The sequence below is a fragment of the Pantoea septica genome (genome assembly GCF_002095575.1).
In the GTDB taxonomy this organism is placed as follows: Bacteria; Pseudomonadota; Gammaproteobacteria; order Enterobacterales; family Enterobacteriaceae; genus Pantoea; species Pantoea septica.
In genome coordinates this window covers 18,935-39,940 of the sequence record NZ_MLJJ01000033.1, presented here as the reverse complement: position 1 = coordinate 39,940, position 21,006 = coordinate 18,935, and the positions used below count along the sequence as shown (strand labels likewise).

Annotated in this window: 20 protein-coding genes and 1 pseudogene; 9 read left to right on the top strand and 12 right to left on the bottom strand. The window is 56.8% G+C overall.

Annotated features, from left to right (window positions below; translation table 11 throughout):
- Positions 1-236: 236 nt before the first annotated feature.
- From HA46_RS16265 to HA46_RS16245, 5 genes are all read left to right on the top strand, one after another.
- On the top strand, positions 237-1,163 hold the full coding sequence (locus HA46_RS16265) for an aminoimidazole riboside kinase (RefSeq protein WP_084885414.1): 927 nt from the start codon (positions 237-239) through the stop codon (positions 1,161-1,163).
- Positions 1,164-1,321: 158 nt separating this feature from the next.
- Positions 1,322-2,848, top strand: coding sequence for a carbohydrate porin (locus tag HA46_RS16260; RefSeq protein ID WP_084885412.1), 1,527 nt, complete (start codon positions 1,322-1,324; stop codon positions 2,846-2,848).
- 66 nt (positions 2,849-2,914) lie between these two features.
- Positions 2,915-4,285, top strand: coding sequence for a sucrose-specific PTS transporter subunit IIBC (locus HA46_RS16255; protein WP_033792455.1), 1,371 nt, complete (start codon positions 2,915-2,917; stop codon positions 4,283-4,285).
- Complete coding sequence (locus HA46_RS16250; RefSeq protein WP_084885410.1) at positions 4,285-5,694, top strand: sucrose-6-phosphate hydrolase; 1,410 nt, start codon at positions 4,285-4,287, stop codon at positions 5,692-5,694. The genes HA46_RS16255 and HA46_RS16250 overlap by 1 nt, the downstream gene beginning before the upstream one ends.
- A 29-nt stretch (positions 5,695-5,723) precedes the next feature.
- Positions 5,724-6,734 (top strand): substrate-binding domain-containing protein, encoded by a 1,011-nt coding sequence (locus HA46_RS16245; RefSeq protein WP_033755610.1) that lies wholly within the window; start codon positions 5,724-5,726, stop codon positions 6,732-6,734.
- A 232-nt stretch (positions 6,735-6,966) separates the two neighbouring features.
- On the opposite strand, the gene HA46_RS16240 is transcribed toward HA46_RS16245, so the two are convergent.
- The 3 genes from HA46_RS16240 to HA46_RS16230 all read right to left on the bottom strand — a co-directional run bounded on the left by HA46_RS16240 (position 6,967) and on the right by HA46_RS16230 (position 8,744).
- On the bottom strand, positions 6,967-7,191 hold the full coding sequence (locus tag HA46_RS16240; RefSeq protein WP_033755612.1) for a hypothetical protein: 225 nt from the start codon (positions 7,189-7,191) through the stop codon (positions 6,967-6,969).
- Between the two features lie 162 nt (positions 7,192-7,353).
- On the bottom strand, positions 7,354-7,524 hold the full coding sequence (locus HA46_RS16235) for a DUF2256 domain-containing protein (protein WP_071997469.1): 171 nt from the start codon (positions 7,522-7,524) through the stop codon (positions 7,354-7,356).
- The gene (locus HA46_RS16230) at positions 7,524-8,744 is read right to left on the bottom strand and encodes an MFS transporter (RefSeq protein ID WP_084885407.1); all 1,221 of its coding nucleotides are present in this window, start codon (positions 8,742-8,744) and stop codon (positions 7,524-7,526) included. Before HA46_RS16230 ends, HA46_RS16235 begins: the two co-directional genes overlap by 1 nt.
- 441 nt (positions 8,745-9,185) lie before the next feature.
- Between HA46_RS16230 and HA46_RS16225 the strand changes: the two genes are divergently transcribed.
- A complete protein-coding gene (locus HA46_RS16225) occupies positions 9,186-10,337 on the top strand; it encodes a glycosyltransferase (protein WP_084885405.1) in 1,152 nt (383 codons plus the stop codon).
- A 23-nt stretch (positions 10,338-10,360) separates the two neighbouring features.
- Here the strand turns inward: HA46_RS16225 and HA46_RS16220 are convergent, their stop codons facing one another.
- The 4 genes and pseudogenes from HA46_RS16220 to HA46_RS16205 form a co-directional block, all read right to left on the bottom strand.
- Complete coding sequence (locus HA46_RS16220; protein ID WP_084885402.1) at positions 10,361-11,014, bottom strand: DUF1109 domain-containing protein; 654 nt, start codon at positions 11,012-11,014, stop codon at positions 10,361-10,363.
- A pseudogene (locus HA46_RS16215) lies at positions 11,001-11,556 on the bottom strand (sigma-70 family RNA polymerase sigma factor). Before HA46_RS16215 ends, HA46_RS16220 begins: the two are co-directional and overlap by 14 nt.
- A gap of 60 nt (positions 11,557-11,616) precedes the next feature.
- Positions 11,617-12,855: a protein-disulfide reductase DsbD family protein gene (locus HA46_RS16210; protein ID WP_084885400.1), complete on the bottom strand. Its 1,239-nt coding sequence runs from the start codon at positions 12,853-12,855 to the stop codon at positions 11,617-11,619.
- 23 nt (positions 12,856-12,878) lie between these two features.
- Entirely contained in the window at positions 12,879-13,442 is a 564-nt protein-coding gene (locus tag HA46_RS16205) for a peroxiredoxin (protein WP_033755619.1), read from the bottom strand.
- A gap of 183 nt (positions 13,443-13,625) precedes the next feature.
- On the opposite strand from HA46_RS16205, the gene HA46_RS16200 reads away from it, so the two are divergent.
- Positions 13,626-14,552: an Rpn family recombination-promoting nuclease/putative transposase gene (locus HA46_RS16200; RefSeq protein WP_033755621.1), complete on the top strand. Its 927-nt coding sequence runs from the start codon at positions 13,626-13,628 to the stop codon at positions 14,550-14,552.
- A 73-nt stretch (positions 14,553-14,625) separates the two neighbouring features.
- Here HA46_RS16200 and HA46_RS16195 read toward each other — a convergent pair whose 3' ends face one another.
- Entirely contained in the window at positions 14,626-14,985 is a 360-nt protein-coding gene (locus HA46_RS16195) for an NUDIX hydrolase (RefSeq protein WP_084885398.1), read from the bottom strand.
- The gene (locus HA46_RS16190) at positions 14,982-15,572 is read right to left on the bottom strand and encodes an NUDIX hydrolase (RefSeq protein WP_084885395.1); all 591 of its coding nucleotides are present in this window, start codon (positions 15,570-15,572) and stop codon (positions 14,982-14,984) included. Before HA46_RS16190 ends, HA46_RS16195 begins: the two co-directional genes overlap by 4 nt.
- An 81-nt stretch (positions 15,573-15,653) precedes the next feature.
- Here HA46_RS16190 and HA46_RS16185 point away from each other — a divergent pair, with 81 nt between their 5' ends.
- Positions 15,654-16,403 (top strand): DeoR/GlpR family DNA-binding transcription regulator, encoded by a 750-nt coding sequence (locus HA46_RS16185; protein ID WP_084885393.1) that lies wholly within the window; start codon positions 15,654-15,656, stop codon positions 16,401-16,403.
- An 85-nt stretch (positions 16,404-16,488) separates the two neighbouring features.
- Here HA46_RS16185 and HA46_RS16180 read toward each other — a convergent pair whose 3' ends face one another.
- The 3 genes from HA46_RS16180 to rluF form a co-directional block, all read right to left on the bottom strand.
- Entirely contained in the window at positions 16,489-17,169 is a 681-nt protein-coding gene (locus tag HA46_RS16180; protein ID WP_033755628.1) for a type 1 glutamine amidotransferase domain-containing protein, read from the bottom strand.
- 99 nt (positions 17,170-17,268) lie between these two features.
- On the bottom strand, positions 17,269-17,874 hold the full coding sequence (locus HA46_RS16175; protein WP_033755629.1) for a TetR/AcrR family transcriptional regulator: 606 nt from the start codon (positions 17,872-17,874) through the stop codon (positions 17,269-17,271).
- Between the two features lie 410 nt (positions 17,875-18,284).
- Positions 18,285-19,160, bottom strand: coding sequence for a 23S rRNA pseudouridine(2604) synthase RluF (gene rluF / locus HA46_RS16165; RefSeq protein ID WP_033755631.1), 876 nt, complete (start codon positions 19,158-19,160; stop codon positions 18,285-18,287).
- 310 nt (positions 19,161-19,470) lie between these two features.
- Between rluF and HA46_RS16160 the strand changes: the two genes are divergently transcribed.
- Positions 19,471-20,901, top strand: a complete 1,431-nt coding sequence (locus HA46_RS16160; protein ID WP_084885389.1) for a purine-cytosine permease family protein — start codon at positions 19,471-19,473, stop codon at positions 20,899-20,901.
- Positions 20,902-21,006: the final 105 nt, after the last annotated feature.

Sequence of the window (21,006 nt, the reverse complement as noted above, 5' to 3'; positions counted from 1 at the left end):
ATCATAACCGCTACGCCAACATGCCCGGCTCTCTCTTTATCCCGGTTGTTTGAGCCGGAGGAGGGGCTGGGGACACTATCATGGAACCGGGCATCCTTTGTAAGAGCGCCATCCAAATCTGTTATCTGCCTTTACCTGCTGCCTGGCATTATTAACAGCCGTGACAATGTCCAAATCCTTAATGCATACTATCGCCACATAGCTAAATCGGTTTAGCTTTTTACTGGAGTTTACTGATGAATCGAATCTGGTGTTTAGGTGATGCGGTGGTTGATTTGCTTCCTGAAGAGGACGGGCGTCTCCTGCAATGTCCTGGAGGCGCGCCGGCTAACGTGGCGGTGGGAATCGCCCGGCTTGGAGGAAACAGTCGATTTATTGGCCGTGTGGGAGACGATCCTTTCGGACGCTTTTTGCGACAAGTGCTTGAGAGGGAAAATGTGGATGTCTCCTGCATGTTGATGGATAAGACGCACCGCACTTCAACCGTGGTAGTAGCACTGGACGCCGAGGGTGAACGTACCTTCACATTTATGGTTCGCCCAGGCGCGGACTTATTTCTGGAACGCCATGATCTCCCTCAGTTTATCCCTCACGACTGGTTACACTGTTGCTCAATTGCACTGCTTCAGGAACCCTCTAGAAGCACCACCTTACAGGCAATGAAATCAGTGCGTGACGCAGGCGGCTATGTCAGTTTTGACCCCAATATTCGACTCGATCTCTGGCAGGATAAAGCTGAACTCCATCGCTGTATCAGGCAGGCACTTCAACTGGCAGATGTTGTGAAGCTTTCCGAGGAAGAGCTGATATGGATAGCGGATTGCGCCGACGTTGAAGCCGCTATCGAGGAGCTGGCGAAGCATTTTACGATCAGATTACTGTTGGTCACTCAGGGTAGCGCAGGCGTATGGGCCTGGTATAACGACGGGCTTGTTCACTATCCGGCGAAGCCCGTACTCAGCATCGATACAACCGGTGCTGGCGATGCCTTTGTCGCAGGGCTGTTATGGGGACTTGCGCAGAACGGGCTTCCTGCTGATGCTGCGCAACTGGCGGCACATCTGCAGTGCGCACAGGCATGCGGCGCGCTTGCGACAACAGCCAAAGGGGCAATGACAGCTTTGCCTGATTACCCGCAACTGCAGGATCACCTCAATCAGTAATCGCTTTTACTCCCTGTTTTGAGACATGCCTCACATCAACTAAACCGGTTTAGCAAATTCCGTTGCGCTTTCAAAATCAGCACAACTATGATGCTGACCTAAATCGGTTTAGCAATAACGTTTTATTGATGATGGCCTTACCTCAGGGATGCAAACCAGTGAAAAAACGTCTTTTAGCGCTTAGCCTCGGCACATTATTGAGTTCTGGCCCCGCCTGGGCGGCTAACTCTATGGAAAGTATTGAAGCGCGTCTCGCGGCAATGGAAAAACGCCTGGCTGCAGCTGAACAGCGGGCCAGTGCTGCGGAATACCGCGCGCTGGCTGCTGAGAATCAGGCACAGAAGCTGACTGCCGCGCAACAGCAGCAACAGCAGCCCCAGATCGTGAACGAACAGAGAGAACCGCGCGCCGAGAAACCAGAACAGAGTAGCAGGAATAATACAGATGGATTTGAATTCCATGGCTACGCGCGTTCAGGGCTGCTGATGAATAGCTCCGCAGCAAAAACGCAGGGCGGCCCGACCGTCACGCCGGCAGGAGAAACTGGCGGTCACGTTGGCCGACTCGGCAACGAACCCGATACCTACGTTGAGCTTAATCTCGAACATAAGCAAATCCTCGCTAACGGCGCGACGACCAGGTTCAAGGCGATGCTGGCCGACGGTCAGCGAACCTACAATGACTGGAGTGCCGCCAGCAGCGATCTCAACCTGCGTCAGGCTTTCGTGGAACTTGGACAGTTGCCCACGTTCACTGGTGCGTTCAAAGACAGTACCGTCTGGGCTGGTAAGCGCTTTGATCGCGATAACTTCGATATTCACTGGATTGATTCTGACGTGGTGTTTCTTGCTGGCACCGGCGCAGGCATCTATGACGTCAAGTGGAGCGACGAAGCGCGCAGCAACCTGGCGATTTACGGTCGTACCTTCGGTGATATCGAGAATAATGACAACACCGCACAGAATTACATTCTGTCTCTGAATAATTTTGTAGGGCCGCTGCAGCTGATGGTGAGCGGCATGCGCGCTAAAGATAATAATGAGCGCACCGATATTGACGGCAATCGCGTTAAAAACGATGCAGCGAACAACGGTGTGCATGCGCTAATCGGACTACACAGCGATAGCTTCTATGGCCTGCGTGAAGGGGCATCGAAAACCGCGCTGCTCTATGGTCACGGCTTAGGCGCTGAGGTGAAAACCATCGGTGCCGATGGCGCACTGCTGCCGGAAGCTGATACCTGGCGTCTGGCCAGTTATGGCATGACGCCGCTCGGCGAGGGCTGGCATGTCGCACCGGCGCTACTGGCGCAAAGCAGTAAAGACCGTTACGTCAAAAGCGACAGCTATAAATGGGTTACCGCTAACCTGCGTCTGATTCAGGAAATTACCCAGAATTTCGAGATGCAGTATGAAGGCTCCTGGCAGTATATGGATCTGCGTCCTGCAGGCTACAACAACCGCAACGCCGTTAGCGGCAACTTCTACAAATTAACCGTGGCGCCGACGCTGAAGGCGAGCGACGTTGGGGAATTTCTAAAACGTCCTGAAATCCGCCTGTTCGCCAGCTGGATGGACTGGGATCACCGCCTGGATAACTACGCCACAGATGATGCCTTTGGCAGCAGCGGCTTTAAGGCCGGTGGTGAGTGGAATGTCGGCGTACAGATGGAAACCTGGTTCTGATATTGCGGCCCCCCACGGGGGCCCTGTTCCCTTTTGTTGGCATTAAAATGAAAAACTGAGGTCATTATGGATTTTGTGAACATCTCGCGCGCGCTGCTGCCGTTGCTAGGAGGCCGAGAAAATATTGCCAGCGCGGCGCACTGTGCAACGCGCTTGCGCCTGGTGCTGGTGGATGATGCCAAAGCGGATACCGCCGCAATTGGAAAAATTGAGGGAGTTAAAGGATGTTTTCGCAATGCGGGACAATTGCAGGTGATCTTTGGCACCGGCGTGGTTAATAAAGTCTACGCTGCCTTTATTCGCGAAGCCGGCATTAGTGAAGCCAGTAAGTCAGAAGCGGCTGATATCGCCGCGCGCAAGCTCAACCCCTTCCAGCGCATCGCGCGTCTGCTGTCGAATATATTTGTCCCAATCATTCCGGCCATCGTTGCATCCGGCCTGCTGATGGGACTGCTGGGAATGGTAAAAACTTACGGCTGGGTAAACCCTGACAATGCGCTCTATATCATGCTGGATATGTGCAGCTCGGCGGCATTCATCATTCTGCCAGTCCTGATTGGCTTCACCGCTGCGCGAGAATTTGGCGGTAACCCATTCCTCGGCGCCACGCTGGGCGGCATTCTGACACACCCTGCGCTGACAAATGCTTGGGGCGTAGCGGCCGGATACCACACAATGAACTTCTTCGGCATAGAAGTGGCGATGATCGGCTATCAGGGCACCGTATTCCCGGTACTGCTGGCGGTGTGGTTTATGAGTATTCTGGAGAAACAGCTGCGCCGGGTGATTCCGGATGCACTTGATCTGATCCTGACGCCGTTCCTGACGGTAATCATTTCCGGCTTCATTGCGCTACTTATTATCGGTCCGGCAGGCCGTATGCTCGGTGACGGCATTTCATTTGTGCTCAGCACACTCATTGCTCATGCGGGCTGGCTGGCTGGATTACTCTTCGGCGGCCTGTACTCGGTGATTGTTATTACCGGCGTGCATCACAGCTTCCATGCCATAGAGGCAGGGCTGCTTGGCAATCCGTCGATTGGCGTTAATTTCCTGCTGCCGATCTGGGCAATGGCGAATGTGGCGCAGGGCGGCGCCTGTCTGGCGGTCTGGTTCAAAACCAAAGATGTCAAAATCAAGGCGATTTCGCTGCCATCCGGCTTCTCCGCACTGCTCGGCATTACGGAAGCGGCTATTTTTGGTATTAATCTGCGCTTTATGAAGCCGTTCATTGCGGGACTGGTCGGCGGCGCGTTAGGCGGGGCCTGGGTGGTATCAATGCATGTTTCAATGACCGCAGTAGGCCTGACCGGTATTCCCGGCATGGCGATCGTGCAGGCAAGCTCACTGCTCAATTATGCGACTGGCATGGTGATCGCATTTAGCGCTGCGTTTATTCTCTCTTATTTGCTCAAATACAAAACGGATGCAGACTAATGGGCTCGACCACACTGTTACCCCAAATTCTTAACGCAGTGATGCGTGGTCAGCCGAAGGCACTCAGCGATCCCCACTATCCTGGCTGGCACCTTGCGCCGGTAACGGGGCTGCTTAACGATCCCAATGGCTTTATCAATTTCGCTGGTCGCTATCATCTCTTCTATCAGTGGAATGCGTTGGGCTGTGAACACAAATTTAAATGCTGGGGACACTGGAGTTCCACCGATCTGCTCCACTGGCAGCATGAGCCGATTGCGCTGATGCCTGATGAAGCCTTTGACCGCAGCGGCTGCTACTCTGGCAGCGCCGTGGATGATAACGGCGTGTTGACGCTGATCTACACCGGCAACGTGAAATTTGACGACGGATCGCGCACCGCCTGGCAATGTCTGGCCGTCCAAAATGAGGCGGGCTGTTTCGATAAGCTGGGGCCGGTTATCGCGCTGCCGGAGGGATATACCGGACATGTTCGCGACCCAAAAGTATGGCGGCATGGCGATCAGTGGTACATGGTGCTCGGGGCACAAGACAGCCATAAGCAGGGCAAGGTGCTGCTGCTGCGCTCTGCAGATTTGCGTCACTGGCACCCTTTAGGCGAGATTGCCGGCAGCGGTCTGAACGGGCTGGGCGACGCTGGCTATATGTGGGAATGCCCAGATTTGTTTACTCTTGGGGAGACGACTTTCCTGATTTGCTGCCCGCAGGGCATTGCACATGAAGAGCAGCGCTTTCTCAACGCACATGCCAGTGCCTGGCTCGCTGGCAATTTTAATTACGACACCGCCGACTTCGCTCATGGACCCTTTCACGAGCTTGATGCTGGCTTTGAGTTCTACGCCCCGCAAACCACGCTTACCGCCGACGGACGGCGGCTGTTGATTGGCTGGATGGGCGTGCCGGACGGCGAAGAGATGTACCAGCCAACAATTGCGCAATCCTGGCTCCACCAGATGACTTGCGTGCGCGAACTCGACGCGCGTGATGGCCGTCTTCTGCAGCGACCGGTCGCTGAATTGCAGGCATTGCGCGGCGACGAACACCGTTATTACGGTCGGGCAAGCGGCGCCCCGGTGTTAGCAGCGCAGCGGCTGGAACTGGTGCTTACGGGGTCGGGCGGTATTACGCTGAATTTTGCTGAAACTTTGTATCTGGACTGGCATGGAGAAGGATTGCGTCTCGCCCGGCGCAGTTTGGTGAGCGGCGAATGGCACTATCGCTACTGGCGTGGAGCGGTTACTGAGCTGCATATATTATGCGATCACTCCAGCGTTGAAATTTTTATCAATGAGGGTGAAGGCGTGATGAGCAGCCGCTATTTTCCGGCGCATCACGCGCAACTCACGCTGATCGGCGACGAAGAAGTGAATGCCCGCTACTGGCCGTTGCGTCACCTCATGGTAGAATAAGTCATTGTTTCATTAAATGTCGCATTGATGTGAAAAAAACCAGACGCGTTACCATTGCCGATATCGCCGCGTTGGCAGGCGTATCTAAAGCAACCGCCAGCCTGGTACTGAATGGCCGGGGCAAAGAGTTGCGCGTAGCTAAAGAGACGCGCGAAAGAGTACTAACGCTGGCGCGTGAACATCACTACCAGGCGAGTATCCATGCGCGCCTGTTACGTGAGAATCGTAGCCATACGCTGGGTCTGGTGGTGCCTGAGATCACTAATTATGGTTTCGCAGTTTTCTCTCATGCCCTGGAAAATCTCTGCCGCGAGGCGGGTTTACAGTTGCTCATCTCCTGTACGGATGAAAATGCCGGGCAGGAGCGGGTGGTCGTGGATAACCTTGTGGCGCGTCAGGTAGATGGATTAATTGTGGCATCAAGCATGCTCAGCGACAGCGACTATGTGAAGCTGAGCGAACAACTGCCGGTGGTGCTGTTTGACCGCTACATGAGCGATACCAGGCTGCCGCTGGTGATCACCGACTCTGTGACGCCTACCTCTGACCTGGTTGAAAGGATGGCGCGCGCTAATCCCGACGAGATTTATTTTTTGGGTGGGCAGTCGCGCCTTTCTCCTACCAGAGACCGTCTTGCGGGCTTTATGGCGGGACTGGAACGTGCAGGCGTCACGCCTCGTCCGGAGTGGATCATTCATGGTACTTATCACCCCAGCAGCGGTTACGAAATGTTTGCAGCGCTTTGTGCCAGACTGGGCCGTCCTCCTAAAGCGATATTCACTGCCGCCTGCGGGCTGATGGAAGGCGTTTTGCGCTATATGAGCCAGCACCATTTGCTCAGTAGCGATATGCGCATGGCCAGCTTCGACGATCACTATCTCTATGACTCGCTCTCTGTCGCGATTGATACTATTGAGCAAGATGTTCCCAGACTGGCCCAAGAATGTTTCACTCTGTTGACTGCGATGATTGGCGGCGAAGAACCTACCAACCAGCAAACGGTATTACCGGCAACCGTTAAATTACGTGGTAAACATTAATCTGAGGCTTGCCTTTTGTGTGTACACTGGATCATGATTCGTATAATCATAATTATGTTAAATGTGATCGCGATATTCATACCGCCTCGATGTTCTGTCCGCTACCCTACTTTATGCAAAACCCGTGCTACCCGCTATTTTACTGCGCCTGATAGCTCACAGCGCCGTTCAGATCTTACAGCCTCACCTGCACGGCGAACTCAGGGCCGCCCGGGCAGCCCTGAAACCCAGCTTACTGCGCCTGCTGTTGATTCTTTTCCGCGTCCTTTTTCTCTTTTTTATGGGCCATATGATGGCCTACGGCGCAGCCCGCCGCCGCGCCGGCGACGGCATGATCTTTGATATGCCCGGCCGCGCCGCCGACCGCTGCGCCTTTGAGGCAGCCCTTCGCCTCAGCCTGGGAGGCGACCGACATCAGCAGGCCCAGGGTAATCACTAAACACGACAGTTTACGCATTTGAACGCTATCCTCATAAGAATTAACAGCACATTGCCGATAAGCAGCCCGATGAGCATAGTCGCAATGTTAGGCCCGTAGAGGGTAATACGACTACCGTTGTCATTCTGTTGAGGAATCGTTGCATGTTTATGTGAAGAGCACCCATTGCGCTTCTCGGCATCACGCCTGGTTAGCGTCGGCGCCGCGCTTTGCTTCCCGGCGACAGCGTTCGGAGCAGTACTGCACCTGATCCCAGCACTTTTCCCATTTTTTACGCCAGGTCATCGGCTTCTTGCAGTTTTTACAATAGCGTACCGGCAGCGATTGTTTGTTTCCCTTAAAAACGCGCATTATTTGCCTCTCTCAAATTCAGCATTATCGCTTCTTCGCTCGAACCGACCGCCCACCCACCAGAGCGCGAGCGCCGTCAGAGCGATAACGCCCAGCGCCGCGAATGCCGTGCTGTAGGAGTAACGCGCGGCAATGGTGCCCGCCAGCGCCGGACTCATCGCGGCGCCCGCCCCTTGCATCAGCATAATCGCGCCCTGCCCTGCATTGGTATGCCCGCTTCCCGCCAGCACGTTAACAATATAGCCCGGCACCGCCACGCCCAGCAGTCCGGCCGCCAGGCCATCCAGTATCTGAACCGGGATCATCCCCAGGGCGCCAGGCCAGGCAGAGGCGATAGCAGCGCGCAGCGGCAACACCAGCAGCGCCGCCGTAATCAGTAGTGAATAGCCCGACTTTTGCGCGCGGCTGGCGGCAAACAGGGCTACCGGGATCATCACGCACTGCGAAATCACCACGGTGGCGGCTGCATAAACGCCGGCAGGCATCGTCCCGTCATGGGCGGCGGCGGCACGCATGCTCAGCATGGGCAGCAGCGCGGCATTGCTGAGATGGAACAGCAGCAGCGTCAATCCGGTGATGATAATGGCGGGGTTGCGCAGAATAACCGAAAGCCTGGGCACCGCAAGCCGGTGGTCATCGCCGCTTAATCCGCGCGCAAGGCGATGATCGATATCTTCATGCCGGATAGCTAAAACGGAAAGCGCCGCGCAGAGCGCCATGGCGGTCATCAAAACGAAGACGGCGCCTGTTCCCCACCAGGCGACGGAAATCCCGGCGATAATGGCCGCGGTCATATTGCCGCCGTGGTTAAAGGCTTCGTTATGGCCCATCTGGCGGCTGAATCCATCTGGCCCAGTCAGGCCAAGCGTGATGCCGGTCAGCACGGGCGCGATAAATGCCGCTGCAAGGCCGGTGAGGATCTGCGAAAAAAGCGTTACCCATGAATCGGGAAAATACCAGAGCAGCAGCGTCGACACGGTAATGATCAGCGAGCCGACAATCAGCAGCAGGCGCTTATGGCGCGTCGCATCCGTTATCAGTCCGGCGGGAAGCGTGGCGAACAGGCCCGCCAGACCGCCGGCAGACATCACCCAGCCGATATCATCCGCTCGCCAGTGATGTTCGGTGAGGAAGATGCCCAAAAACGGGCCCAGTCCGTCCCGCACGTCCGCCATAAAAAAATTTACCAGACAGAGCGCCTGAAGCGATCGCAGCGTCATACACATCCTCGTTAATAAGTTTACGATTATCGGGGATAAACCCCGCTTCGTTTAAGCCTGGCACGGAAAGCGAGGTTGCGTAAAAAACAGGGGTCACTGGCCAGCTAAACGCCCTGCTACCCTGTCACCCGCGTCTATAACGCATAAAAAAATTAACTGATAAATAAATCAGTTTGCATTAAGTAAAGAAGTAATAAATAGCGTCCCGGTGTAACCAAAAAAGACAAATGCTCAAACCGGATCAGCTGATAATAAATAGAGATAAGGCGAGAGTGAAGGAATAAATATTAAATAAATTAAATGAAAAAGGGAATGTTCCTATAATTACGGTTTGCTTTACTCGGTGGCGGAATTAAAAAGATGTTGATTATATAATCACTTCACCTGAGCGTGCTTTTCAGCGTGTCACCTGTTGCTTCCGAAATTTTATCAGGGGCTTATATGAAAATAATAGTGAGCGGGCGCGGCTACCCGGAAAAAAGAAACATTATCGTCAACGAGCAGTACACCTACCTTGATTTTCGTTATAAAAATATATGGCTTTACATCAATAAAATAAGACAGAAGCTGGCGCGTGCTAATAAGGTCTTTATCTTCTGGCCTTTCCGTTTCCTTATGCCGGCGGACACCCAGGTCATCCATCTGTTTAACGAGGTGGCTCAGACCCGGCAGCGCTGGATCGCCACCTTTGAAACCGAGCTGCCACGCGTTCTGCCGGTGCCGGGCGTGCCCAAACTCGCCAATCCCGCGCTAAAGAAAGCGCTCAGGCTGGTCGCCGCGCCGCAGTGTGTGGCGATCGTGGCGATGTCTGAAGCCGCAAGGCAGATTCAGCTAAAACTGCTGGAAGCCTTTCCTGACGAGGCGGCAGCCATCATCCCTAAAATGCATAAGCTGCATCCCCCGCAGCCGGTGCTTTATGACGGGCCGCGCGATACGCCTGACAAAAAGCTAATTTTTACCTTTGTTGGTAATGAATTTTATCGCAAAGGCGGCGCCGAGGTGGTGCTCGCTTTTAGCGAGCTGGCCGAAGAAGGGGTAATTAATGCCGATACCGTCGAGGTGAATATAACAGGCGATCTTAACAATAGGTATAACATCGCTCATGGCAAATATCAGGATGAAGCCGCTTTTTACAGTAAAATTGAACAATCGCTAACGCGATATAATATTTTTACTCATGCTACGTCCAGACCCAACAGCGAGCTCATCGCGTTATTTAAGCGCGCCCATGTCGGGCTGCTGCCTAGCTGGCAAGATACCTATGGCTTTTCCGTTCTGGAAATGCAGGCGTGCGGCTGTCCCGTTATCACCACCAACGTGCGCGCGCTGCCTGAAATAAATCCAGACGCCGCGGGCTGGACCCTCGCCTGTCCTCTGAACGCGATGTTTGAACTCACCGTGGCGTCCGTTGAGGATAAAATAGCGCTGAGGCGTCTGATGGTGGCCCAGCTGAAAGCGCAAGTGCTGGCGATCCTGGCGGACCGGGCGTCTGTTCTCTCCCGTTCTCAAAACGCCCTGCGGCGAATAGAGACGCACCATAATCCGGCGCGTTTTAAAGAGAGCCTCGACGCAATTTATGCGCTGGCGCGGTGATGCAAGCAGCAGGGCCGCGAGAGTCAGATTCGCGCGTCGCCTTCCAGACGGACCCAGCGACGTCCGGTCGCCACCGTGAGCGCAACCAGCGTCAGGCCTGCTGCTAGATGCATTAAAAAATCGATCATATGCAGCTGCGTGTCGTGGCAGAGCGACAGCAGCATCGACGACATAAAAGCGATGCCGCATCCCGCCAGCGCCAGACTTTTTGCCGGAAAGAGCGAGCGGGTACGATAGAGGCTGAACACCGAGATCGCCATCATCGGCAGGCCCGCGCACAGCATAAAGAGATAGCAGTGAATGCCCTCGCCAAAGCGTCCTGCGCCAGCGGGCACCTGCGCGGCGGTCATGTTGCCGAGATTGAGCGCCAGCCACGCCAGCGCCGGCAAAAGAAGGTAACGCAGCGCGGGCGGCTTCCGTCCCGCCAGGCTAAGGGTAAAGGCTCCGGCGATAGCGCCGACGCCCAGCATAAAAGACAACAGCAAGGCCGCTATCGCCAGCGGCGCGCCGGGCTGCGACCAGTCGGTGTAGCGGCTGTGCAGCGCCCAGCTACCGAGCGCGCCGCAGGGCAGCGCCGCCGCGATCCAGCCAGTGACGCGCCATGCCGTTGGCCAGATGCGTCTGACCGGCTGCGCTGACGTGCTGAGCTGTTCGATAAGTTGGTCATGATTTCTCATGCTTGCCACTTCCAGATTTACGCAGGTTGAGCATTGCGCGGTGCAAAAGCGATTTGACCGCAGAAAGCGAAAGATTGGCCTCAGCCGCCGCCTGGGCCAGGCTCTGTTCGCGCAGGTGAACGGACTCGACGATCTGTCGCTGACGTGCCGGCAGCGCGCCTAAACAGTCGCTTAGCGCATCCTCGCCCGCATCGGCCTCGTTCTTTTCCGTCGTCAGGCGGTGAAGGACGTCCTCGTCCTGCACTTCATGCTGGCGGCCACGCTGACGCAGGGCGTCGATTGCCCTTGCCGAAGCGATAGCCGCCACCCAGGGCAGCAGGGGACGGCGCGGATCGTAAGTGTGGCGCACCCGATGTATCGCCAGCAGCGTCTCCTGAATCACATCTTCAACCAGCGCGTCGTCGGCGATTTTTTTTGCGCACCATGGCACGGATGGCGGGCACCATCGCTTTCAGAAGCTGGTTATAGGCGGCTTTATCGCCAGCCTGCGCGCGGGCCATTAAGAGAGGCCAGTGCTGAGCGCGCGCGTCAGTGGCGGGCATCGCCCGCGCTTAAAGGCTGAACCATCCGCCCGGCTAAGAGGTTAATCAATATTCACCCGTTCACGTTTTCTTTCCGCTTTCAGCGGCCTGCTCAAGCGCCGAAATAACGATGCCCGGCGTCAGGACCTGCGGCAGCACCAGCGGTTTTCCGCCGTTTGCCGGATAAACCACATAGAGCGGCAGCCCGCCTCGCCCGAAATCGCTGAGCGCCTGCTCGACGTCCGGATTATATTTCGTGGAGTCCGCGACCATATAGATGGTGTCGGTGCGCGCCATCGCCGCTTTCACCGCCTGAGTCGACAAAGAGGTGCGGTCGTTAACCTGGCAGGTGATGCACCAGGAGGCGGTAAAGTTCACCAGTACCGGCTTGCCCTGGCCTTTAATCGCATCCACGTTCTGCGGCGACCAGGCGACGGCCGCTGCCGCCACGGCGCTCCCGACGTTCTTTTCAGGCGCGGCAACGCTTTTCAGATTGATCAGCGGCGGCACCAGCAACAGCAGGAAAACCGCCGTCGTCAGATGCAGCGCCCAGTGGCGACGTCCCATCATACGGCGTTTTTGCGCCATGCCATATAGCCAGGCGGCAAAACTGAGCAGCAGGCAGCAGCCAAGGATCGCCGCCAGCGCCGCCGAACCCGCCTGGCGTTCCAGCACCCAAATCAGCCAGCCAACGGCGCCCAGCATCGGGAAAGCCAGCCCGTGTTTCAGCGTCATCATCCAGGCGCCGGGTGCCGGCAGCACGCGCGCCAGTACCGGGAAGAAGGCGATCAGGGTAAAGGGCGCGGCGAATCCGAGCGCCAGCGCGATAAAAATCACCAGGCTGACGGCGGGCGGCTGCGTCAGCGCATAGCCGACGGCGCTGGCCATAAAGGGCGCGCTGCACGGGGTCGCCACGACGATAGCGAGCGCGCCGGTGAGCGCCGACCCCACTAAGCCGCCACGATTGCCGCCCACCTCGCCTGCCCGCTGCAGGGAAAGCCCAATTTCAAACAGGCCGAAGAGATTAAGCGCCGAGGCCAGCATCACCAGAATCAGCAGCGCGATGACCATCGGCGACTGTAGCTGAAAGCCCCAGCCGACCGAGGCGCCGCCCGCTCGCGCCAGCAGCAGTACCCCCACCAGCGCCAGCATCGTCACGACCACGCCCAGTAAAAACGCCAGCCCCTCGGCGCGGGCGTGCGCCGGTTTGTCATGATGGCGGATCAAACTCAGCGCCTTCAGCGAAATCACCGGGAATACGCACGGCATAAGATTGAGTATCAGGCCGCCGAGAAACGCGGCGGCGATAGCTGTCAGCATGATAATTTCACCTGGTTCAGGGGTCAGGCAGGATTGGCCTGACGATATTTTTTCACCGCGTCCATCGCCTTCTGGATATGCGCATCCGGATTTTTGTCGGTATAGCTGAGCAGAATTTTGCCGTCCGGGGCGATCACGTAAGAGGTGCGATCGGAAAAAGTTTTCCCTTTAAAATCCATAGTGCTTTTGTATTCCGCCGCCACTTTGGCGCCGGGATCGGCCGCAACGGTGAATTTATCGCGGCACTCGAGCTGCGAGAATTTCGCAATCTGGTCGGTATTGCCCGCGGTCACGCCAATGACCGTCGCGCCCTGCTTGTTGAATTCGTCAGTCGCCTCGGCGAAATCGTGCGCTTCCAGCGTGCAGCCCGCACTGAAGGCCGCCGGGAAGAAATAGAGCACCACCGGCCCTTTCTGCAGCGCCTGCTGCAAAGAGAAGGTAGTCGCTTTACCGGCCAGCGCCGCGTCGAGTGTGAAATCGGGCGCCTTGTCGCCGACCTGCAGCGCGGCGAACGCCGAGGCGACAGGCAGGCTCAGGGCGAGAAGCGTGGCGGCCGCCAGCGTTTTCAGGTTGTTTTTCATCGGCATCTCATTCTTCTCCGTGGGTAATCAGGCGACATGCCTGGAGGATGTAATCAAAGGTTCGTCAGCCGCTGCGGAAAAGTTTCGCTGCCGGAAAATATTTTTGCGGCAGGGCGATTCCTGAACCGGCGCGGGTACCTTGTGATACTATGCGCCGAACGGATTTCAGACCGCATGAGGCGCATCGGGATGCATAAAAACAGTACGCCGACCCCGCACGACGCGGTGTTCAAAACCTTTCTCTCGCACCCTGAGACGGCGCGCGACTTCATGGCGCTGCATCTGCCGCCCGCGCTGCTGGCGATCTGCGATCTCTCGACGCTGAAGCTGGAATCCGGCAGTTTCGTCGAGGATGACCTGCGTCCTTACTACAGCGACGTGCTTTACTCGCTGAAAACCGGCGGCGGGGATGGCTATGTGCACGTCCTGATTGAGCATCAGAGCTCGCCGGATAAGCATATGGCGTTTCGGCTGATGCGCTATGCCGTGGCGGCGATGCAGCGTCATCTTGATGCCGGGCATAAAACCCTGCCGCTGGTGATCCCGGTACTTTTTTACCAGGGCAAGCGCAGCCCTTATCCTTACTCGATGAACTGGCTCGATTCGTTTAGCGAACGTGAGCGGGCCGCGGCGCTCTATAGCGGACATTTTCCGCTGGTGGACGTGACCGTGATCCCGGATGAAGAGATTATGCAGCACCGCAGCATGGCGGCTCTGACCCTGCTGCAAAAGCATATTCGCCAGCGCGATCTTCGAGGACTGCTCGATCAGCTGGCCACGCTAATGCTGACGGAATTTATGACCGGACAGCAGGTGATGGCGCTGGTAAACTATATGCTTCAGGCCGGCGAAACGCCGGACGCGAAAGCGATGATTCGTGAACTGGCACAGCGCGTGCCGCAGCATGAGGATGAACTGATGACCCTTGCACAACAGCTTGAGCAGATAGGCCTGAAAAAAGGACTGGAACAAGGGCTGGAACAAGGCCGCCAGCTTGGCGAGCGTGAAGCCAGCCTCAATATCGCCCGAAACTTGCTGAAAAACGGTATGGACGTGCCTTCAGTGATGAAAGTGACGGGCCTGTCCGAAGAAGATCTGCAGCAGATCCGCCACTAAGTCCTGCCTGACTCATTACGCTTAGCCGCCGCGCCTTCCGGCGGCTAAGCTGTCACCCGCTTCGCTCTGTTTACTACGGCTTGATGACAGGCAGGCTTTCTGGCGAGGTGAAGATCGTCAGCCCGAGGGATTGGCCAAGGCGCACGTCATTGTCGGCGCCCTGCGACGCGCCCGGCATGCGCAAAATGGCGTCGCAGCAGGCGATTAAGCGATGCGCGACCGGATAGAGAAATCTCTCGCTGATCTCGTCGCCGATGTGGGTCGATCCTGCGGCGGCCGCGAGCGGCAGCGCCAGCCACTCGCCGATCACCGGCGTATGTCCGCGCTGATAAACCTCCAGCGCCATGCGGTTCATCTTCGCCAGGTTGGCATCGATCAACGCCGGATCGCCGTTCGTGCCGCTGCGAACCGGGCCCGCGATCAAAATCATCATTGGCTGTCCCCCTCGAAAACGGCGCTGAGCGCCAGGTGCTGCAGCAAGATGATGGTCTTGGCATCTTCAATCTCGCCGCTGCGGATCGCCGCCAGCGCGCGGGCGAAAGGCCACTCCAGCACTTCGATATCCTCGCCCTCTTCCGCCAGCCCGCCGCCCTTGCCGCGCCGATCGTCGTCATGGTATTCGGCGATGAAAAAGTAGAGCTTTTCCGTAACGGATCCGGGGCTCATATAAGCCTCCAGCACTTTCTCCGCATGCGTAACCTGGAAGCCGGTCTCCTCTTCCGCCTCCGCGAGGATGCGCGCTTCGGGCGAGGCGTTGTCGAGCAGGCCAGCCGCCGCCTCGATTAAATAGCCGCTATGGCCGTTGATATAGACCGGCAGGCGAAACTGGCGGGTCAGCACCACGCTTTTACGCGCGCGGTTGTAAAGCAGAATGACCGCGCCGTTGCCGCGATCGTAGGCTTCACGGCTCTGCTCTTGCCAGCTGCCATCGGCGCGCTGCTGCTCAAAGGTATATTTCTTCAGCGTGTACCAGTTATTGGATAACACCTGCTCGCGCAGGTGACGTATGTTCGGCTGCATGTTTTCTCCTCAGGAAGGTGACAAAAAACACGCTATCATGCATAATCGTGCAACATCAAGAAAAAACAAAGGCGTTTCTTTATGCTGAGTTCACAGCGCAAGCAGCAGATCCTGGCGATACTCGCCGAGGAAAAACAGGTGATGTCCAGCGAGCTGAGCCAGCGCTTTAGCGTCTCAGAGGACTCGATACGGCGCGATCTTCGCGAGCTGGCGGCGGAAGGCTTGCTGCAGCGCGTACACGGCGGCGCGCTGCCGGTATCTGCAGCGGTGGCCCCTTTTGAAACACGCAAAAACGTGCAGACCGGCTCCAAGCAGCTTATCGCGCAAAAAGCAGTCAGACTTATCCAGCCCGGTCAGGTCGTGATTATCGACGGCGGCACCACCACCGAAGCGATGGTGCGGCAGCTGCCTGCGGATCTGGCGTTTACCGCCGTCACCCACAGCCCGAGCGTTGCCGTGGCGCTGGTCGACTTCCCTCAGGTCGAGGTGATTATGCTTGGCGGACTGCTCTATCGTCACTCTGTCGTGGCGGTAGGTGCAGCGGTGCTGGAGGCTATCGCACGCATCAATGCCGATCTTTTTTTTATGGGCGTTACGGGCGTTCATAAGAACGCAGGATTGACCACCGGCGACTATGAAGAGGCGGGAATTAAACGGGCGCTGGCGGCGCGCGCCTCGGAAACCGTGGTAATGGTATCGCAGGAGAAGATGAATTCGGCCTCGGCGTTTGCCATCGGCGATTTGACGCTGGCCAGCACGCTGGTGGTCGACGGCGAGCCGGATGCGGAGATGAAGAGGCTGCTGGCGCAAAAGCAGATTACAGTGATTTAAAGGCGACGCATCTGAGGCGAAAACGGCGAGGAGACGACCGGCGCACCCTCGTCCGGGCGAAGGTGCGCCGCCGCAGAATAAGCGATTACTTCGCTAGCGCTTTCAGCAGCTGCGCCGCCGTTGCCGCCGATGAGCCCGGGTTCTGTCCGGTGATTAGCAGGCCGTCCTGCACTACCCAGGAGCCCCAGTCTTCGCCTTTGGAATAGAGGCCGCCTTTGGCGATCAGCTCATCCTCCACCAGGAAAGGCACGATGTTGGTCAGGCCGACGCCCTCTTCTTCGCTGTTAGCGAAGCCGGTCACTTTTTTACCTTCGACCAGCGGACGCCCCTCTGCGGTTTTCACATGGCGCAGCACGCCCGGCGCATGACAAACCAGCGCAACCGGTTTTTGAGCGGCAATAAAGCTTTCTATCAGGGCGATGGAGTGCTGATCTTCCGCCAGATCCCATAACGGGCCGTGGCCGCCTGGGTAGAACACCGTATCGAAGTCGGAGGCGGAAACGCTCTCCAGGCGTACCGTTGACGCCAGCTGCGCTTTGGCTTCTTCATCCGCCTCGAAGCGATGGGTCAGCTCGGTCTGGAAATCAGGCTCATTGCTTTTCGGATCCAGCGGCGGGTTGCCGCCCTGCGGCGAGGCCAGGGTAATTTCGGCGCCGGCGTCTTTAAAGGCGTAGTAAGGCGCGGCCAGCTCTTCCAGCCAGAAACCCGTTTTACGTCCGGTGTCGCCCAGCCGATCGTGCGAGGTCAAAACCATTAATACTTTCATGTCTGTTCTCCGCTTAATGAAGTTGCCATTTAAATAGTAGACCAGTCGTCTAGATTCTGCTGATAAAAAAAGTCGTTGCCGACCTTTTTTGCCGCCCCGTCAGGAGGCAGCGTTAAGCATTTGCTGCGTCAGCGCCATGGCTGATGCAAACGGCCGCTTGTTGCGTACAATCTTGACCATCACGCTGGCGCCGAGCCAGAGCTGATAGAGAGTTTCCGCCACCACGGCCGGCTTCTCTTCAGTGCGCAGCGACCCTTCCGCTACGCCCGCCTCAATGGCGTCCGTCAGGCGCGCCACGATGCCGGCGGTGCCCTTTTCCAGCGTATGGCGCATCGCTTCCGAGAGATCGGCCACTTCGGCGCCCAGCTTGACGGCCAGGCATTTGCCCTGACAGTCCTGAAAAGATTGCGTATCCTGCCACTGCTGCCAGTAGTGCATCAGCCTTTGCTGCATCGTGCAGTTGGGCTGGCTCAGCGTCTCATCCATATTCGCCAGATAGTCGTCAAAGTAACTTTCCAGCATAGCGACGCCAAAGGCATCTTTCGAACCGAAGTAGTGATAGAACGAGCCTTTCGGCACGCCTGCTTCCGTCAGAATTTCGTTGAGACCGACAGCCGAGTATCCTTTGCTGGCCATAATGCGCTGGCCGGTGTCCAGGATATGTTCGCGAATGTCTTCTCTGTGCTTGTGAGCGACTGTGTTCATGAATTCAAAATAGCCTTTATTAGACCGGTCGTCTAAACGCGGGCGCGATTTTTTTGCGTCTACTTTATCATGGATTATGCTAAAGCGTTAAAAAGCTTTTTAATCAAAGGGATAAAAGAAGCAGCATGATGAAAAGAAAATAGCCGTAACGGTTTGCCAAGGCGGCGCCGGCGATCACAACGATCTGGCGATACCCGGCGCTGGCTGACCTGCGGTTCTCCGGGCCGGGAAGCGGGCTTCGCCTCGATCGGCTGGTGCTGGACGGCCGGTGTATCTTCATCTGGACTGCGATACGCTCGCGGAGAGCGCTTTTTTCAGGCATTGAGATCGCCGACGTCCAGCCCGCCTGGCAGCGCGTCAATATCGCCCGAACCGCTTATCAACGCGCTGCCGCCGTTATGGCGCGGGCGTTAACGCCCCTTCTTCTTGCGTCCTGGCTGGACAAAGCGTTTGCGGTTGCCCGCGCGGTCGTCGCTCTTTTCGCTTTTCTTCGGCGCGCTGCTGATAACCGGCTTTTTCACCGCGCTGCTTTTCGCGGGCGTCTTTTTCTTTGCGGGCTTCTCTTCCGAAGAGGAGTTTTCGATTAGCTTAAACAGCTCCGCCAGCTCGTCGTCGGTAAGGTCGCGCCATTCGCCCAGCGGAATGCCCTTCAGGCTGACGTTCATAATGCGCGTGCGCTCCAGCTTCGTGACCTCAAAGCCAAAATGCTTACACATGCGGCGGATCTGACGGTTCAGGCCCTGCACCAGCGTAATGCGGAAGACAAACGTGGACTCTTTCACCACTTTGCATTTTTTAGTGACGGTGCCGAGCATCGGCACGCCTGCGCCCATACCGGCGATAAAGTCGTCGGTGATCGGCTTATCAACGGTGACCACATACTCTTTCTCGTGGTTATTGCCCGCGCGCAGGATTTTATTCACCAGATCGCCATTGTTGGTGAGGAAGATCAGTCCCTGGGAATCTTTATCCAGTCGGCCGATAGGAAAGATGCGCTCGCTGTGGTTAACGAAGTCGCGAATGTTGTCGCGTTCGCCCTCTTCCATAGTGGTGATGATACCGACCGGCTTGTTCAGAGCGATCAACACCAGATCTTCTTCGCTGCGGGGCTCAATCAGCTGGCCGTTTACCTTGACGCTGTCACCCGGAAAGACCTGCGCGCCGACGGCAGCGCGTTTGCCGTTGATAAACACGTTGCCCTGTTCGATGTAGCGATCGGCGTCGCGGCGCGAACAGATTCCGCTCTCGCTGATGTATTTGTTCAGGCGCGTGGATGCGTTAAGCAAGGGAAACCTCCAAAAAGCGCGGACTATACAATAATCTTGCGGGTAAATCCTGCGCTTACTGCAGGTTAGCCCGTTCTTCTCATCTGCTGTTTTTATCGCGGCGGCAGACTGCGCTTATGTAGCATATTCTTGCGCGCTTTTCTCTCTGTTCGTCATGCCAGGCTTGCCAGCGCCATCACAATTTCCAATGACCCGCTGCCTTGTAACTTTTAAAACGGCATGACAACATCCGTACATGTATATACATGTAGCATCGCAACGGTTAACAAAGGGCAGATAATAATTAACACTTCAACCTGGCGAGGAACCTATGTCAGCGGAACTTCCTGCATCAGCGCGTTCAGACGGCGAGAGCCAGCGGCTTTCTGAAACCCGATCGATCGATTTTATTCCCCACCGCGAACGTCACGGACATCCGTTCAGCCAGTTCACGCTATGGTTCGGCGGCAATCTGCAAATTACGGCTATCGTTACAGGCGCGCTCGCCGTGGTGCTGGGCGGCGATGTGGTCTGGTCGATTATCGGCCTGCTCGTGGGCCAGATCATCGGCGCAGCGGTGATGGCGCTGCACGCCGTGCAGGGACCGCGACTGGGCCTGCCGCAGATGATCACCAGCCGCATTCAGTTCGGCGTCTTCGGCGCGGTGATCCCGCTGGTGCTGGTATGCATTATGTATATCGGCTTCTCCGCCAGCGGCACGGTGCTGGCCGGTCAGGCGATGGCGAAGCTGCTGCATATTGATAACGCCGCCGGGATGATCCTGTTCAGCCTGATCATTATCGTGATTGCGGTGCTGGGATATCGCGTTATTCATAAGCTGGGCAAAGTAGCCAGCGTCATCGGCGTGCTGGCGTTCTTCTATCTGTTCGTCACGCTGCTCTCAACCCACGATTTAGCGCCGCTCTGGCAGAATCGCCACTTCGCTTTCTCAACCTTTTTACTCGCCGTCTCTCTCTCCTCGTCATGGCAGATCGCGTTTTGCCCTTATGTCTCCGACTATTCGCGCTACCTGCCGCAGGAGGTCTCCGCCAAACGTCTGTTCAGCGCGGTGTTCTTCGGTACCGTGTTCGGCACCCAGGCGTCGATGACGCTGGGCGTTATCGTCGCGGCTATCGCGGGCAGCGCCTTCTCCGGCAATGAGGTGGGCTATATCGTTGGCTTAGGCAGCAGCGCCACCATGGCGATGGTGATCTATTTTGCCATTTGCTTCGGCAAGATCACCTTTACCACGCTGAACGCCTACGGCAGCTTTATGTCGCTGACCACCATCGTCTCCGGCTTCAGCCGGCAAACCTCCCTGAGCCGGGGCGGACGGATTGGTTTCGTGGTGCTGATGGTGGCGATCTCCTGCGGTATCGCACTAATCAGCGAGCCCGCTTTTCTTAAATCGTTCACCCACTTTCTGCTGTTCCTGCTGGCCTTTTTCGTGCCCTGGAGCGCCATCAGCCTGACCGATTTTTACCTTATTACGAAAGGCCATATCGACATTCCCGCGCTGTCGCAGCCGGACGGGCGCTACGGCCGCTGGAACTGGCCGGGCATCGCCACCTATTTTATCGGCGTGCTGATCCAGCTGCCCTTTATCGATAATCCGCTGCACCACGGCTCGCTGACCTGGATTTTCGCCGGGAATGACGTCTCGTGGGTTATCGGCTGGTTCGCTACGGCGCTGCTGTGGCTGGGGATGCGGCGTTTTGACCGCCGCGGTGCGCTGAGCGCGACGCGCTATCCGGTACAGTGAGTAAAAGCGGTGTGACCCTCTCACAGCCGTAAAAAAGGGGTGTCTGTGAGGGGGGCATTTCTGGCCGCAGGATGGCGGGAAAGAGCCTCAGTGGCGGATTTGTGC

Excerpts from the sequence above, each read along its gene's own strand:
- HA46_RS16175 (WP_033755629.1), bottom strand. The coding sequence starts at position 17,874 with ATGAACACAGTCGCTCACAAGCACAGAGAAGACATTCGCGAACATATC.
- HA46_RS16210 (WP_084885400.1), bottom strand. The coding sequence starts at position 12,855 with ATGCTGACAGCTATCGCCGCCGCGTTTCTCGGCGGCCTGATACTCAAT.
- HA46_RS16190 (WP_084885395.1), bottom strand. The coding sequence starts at position 15,572 with ATGCAGCCGAACATACGTCACCTGCGCGAGCAGGTGTTATCCAATAAC.
- HA46_RS16250 (WP_084885410.1), top strand. The coding sequence starts at position 4,285 with ATGGGCTCGACCACACTGTTACCCCAAATTCTTAACGCAGTGATGCGT.
- HA46_RS16205 (WP_033755619.1), bottom strand. The coding sequence starts at position 13,442 with ATGCCGATGAAAAACAACCTGAAAACGCTGGCGGCCGCCACGCTTCTC.
- HA46_RS16200 (WP_033755621.1), top strand. The coding sequence starts at position 13,626 with ATGCATAAAAACAGTACGCCGACCCCGCACGACGCGGTGTTCAAAACC.
- HA46_RS16235 (WP_071997469.1), bottom strand. The coding sequence starts at position 7,524 with ATGCGCGTTTTTAAGGGAAACAAACAATCGCTGCCGGTACGCTATTGT.
- HA46_RS16265 (WP_084885414.1), top strand. The coding sequence starts at position 237 with ATGAATCGAATCTGGTGTTTAGGTGATGCGGTGGTTGATTTGCTTCCT.
- HA46_RS16220 (WP_084885402.1), bottom strand. The coding sequence starts at position 11,014 with ATGAGAAATCATGACCAACTTATCGAACAGCTCAGCACGTCAGCGCAG.
- HA46_RS16185 (WP_084885393.1), top strand. The coding sequence starts at position 15,654 with ATGCTGAGTTCACAGCGCAAGCAGCAGATCCTGGCGATACTCGCCGAG.
- HA46_RS16255 (WP_033792455.1), top strand. The coding sequence starts at position 2,915 with ATGGATTTTGTGAACATCTCGCGCGCGCTGCTGCCGTTGCTAGGAGGC.
- HA46_RS16240 (WP_033755612.1), bottom strand. The coding sequence starts at position 7,191 with ATGCGTAAACTGTCGTGTTTAGTGATTACCCTGGGCCTGCTGATGTCG.
- HA46_RS16195 (WP_084885398.1), bottom strand. The coding sequence starts at position 14,985 with ATGATGATTTTGATCGCGGGCCCGGTTCGCAGCGGCACGAACGGCGAT.
- HA46_RS16230 (WP_084885407.1), bottom strand. The coding sequence starts at position 8,744 with ATGACGCTGCGATCGCTTCAGGCGCTCTGTCTGGTAAATTTTTTTATG.
- HA46_RS16180 (WP_033755628.1), bottom strand. The coding sequence starts at position 17,169 with ATGAAAGTATTAATGGTTTTGACCTCGCACGATCGGCTGGGCGACACC.
- HA46_RS16160 (WP_084885389.1), top strand. The coding sequence starts at position 19,471 with ATGTCAGCGGAACTTCCTGCATCAGCGCGTTCAGACGGCGAGAGCCAG.
- HA46_RS16225 (WP_084885405.1), top strand. The coding sequence starts at position 9,186 with ATGAAAATAATAGTGAGCGGGCGCGGCTACCCGGAAAAAAGAAACATT.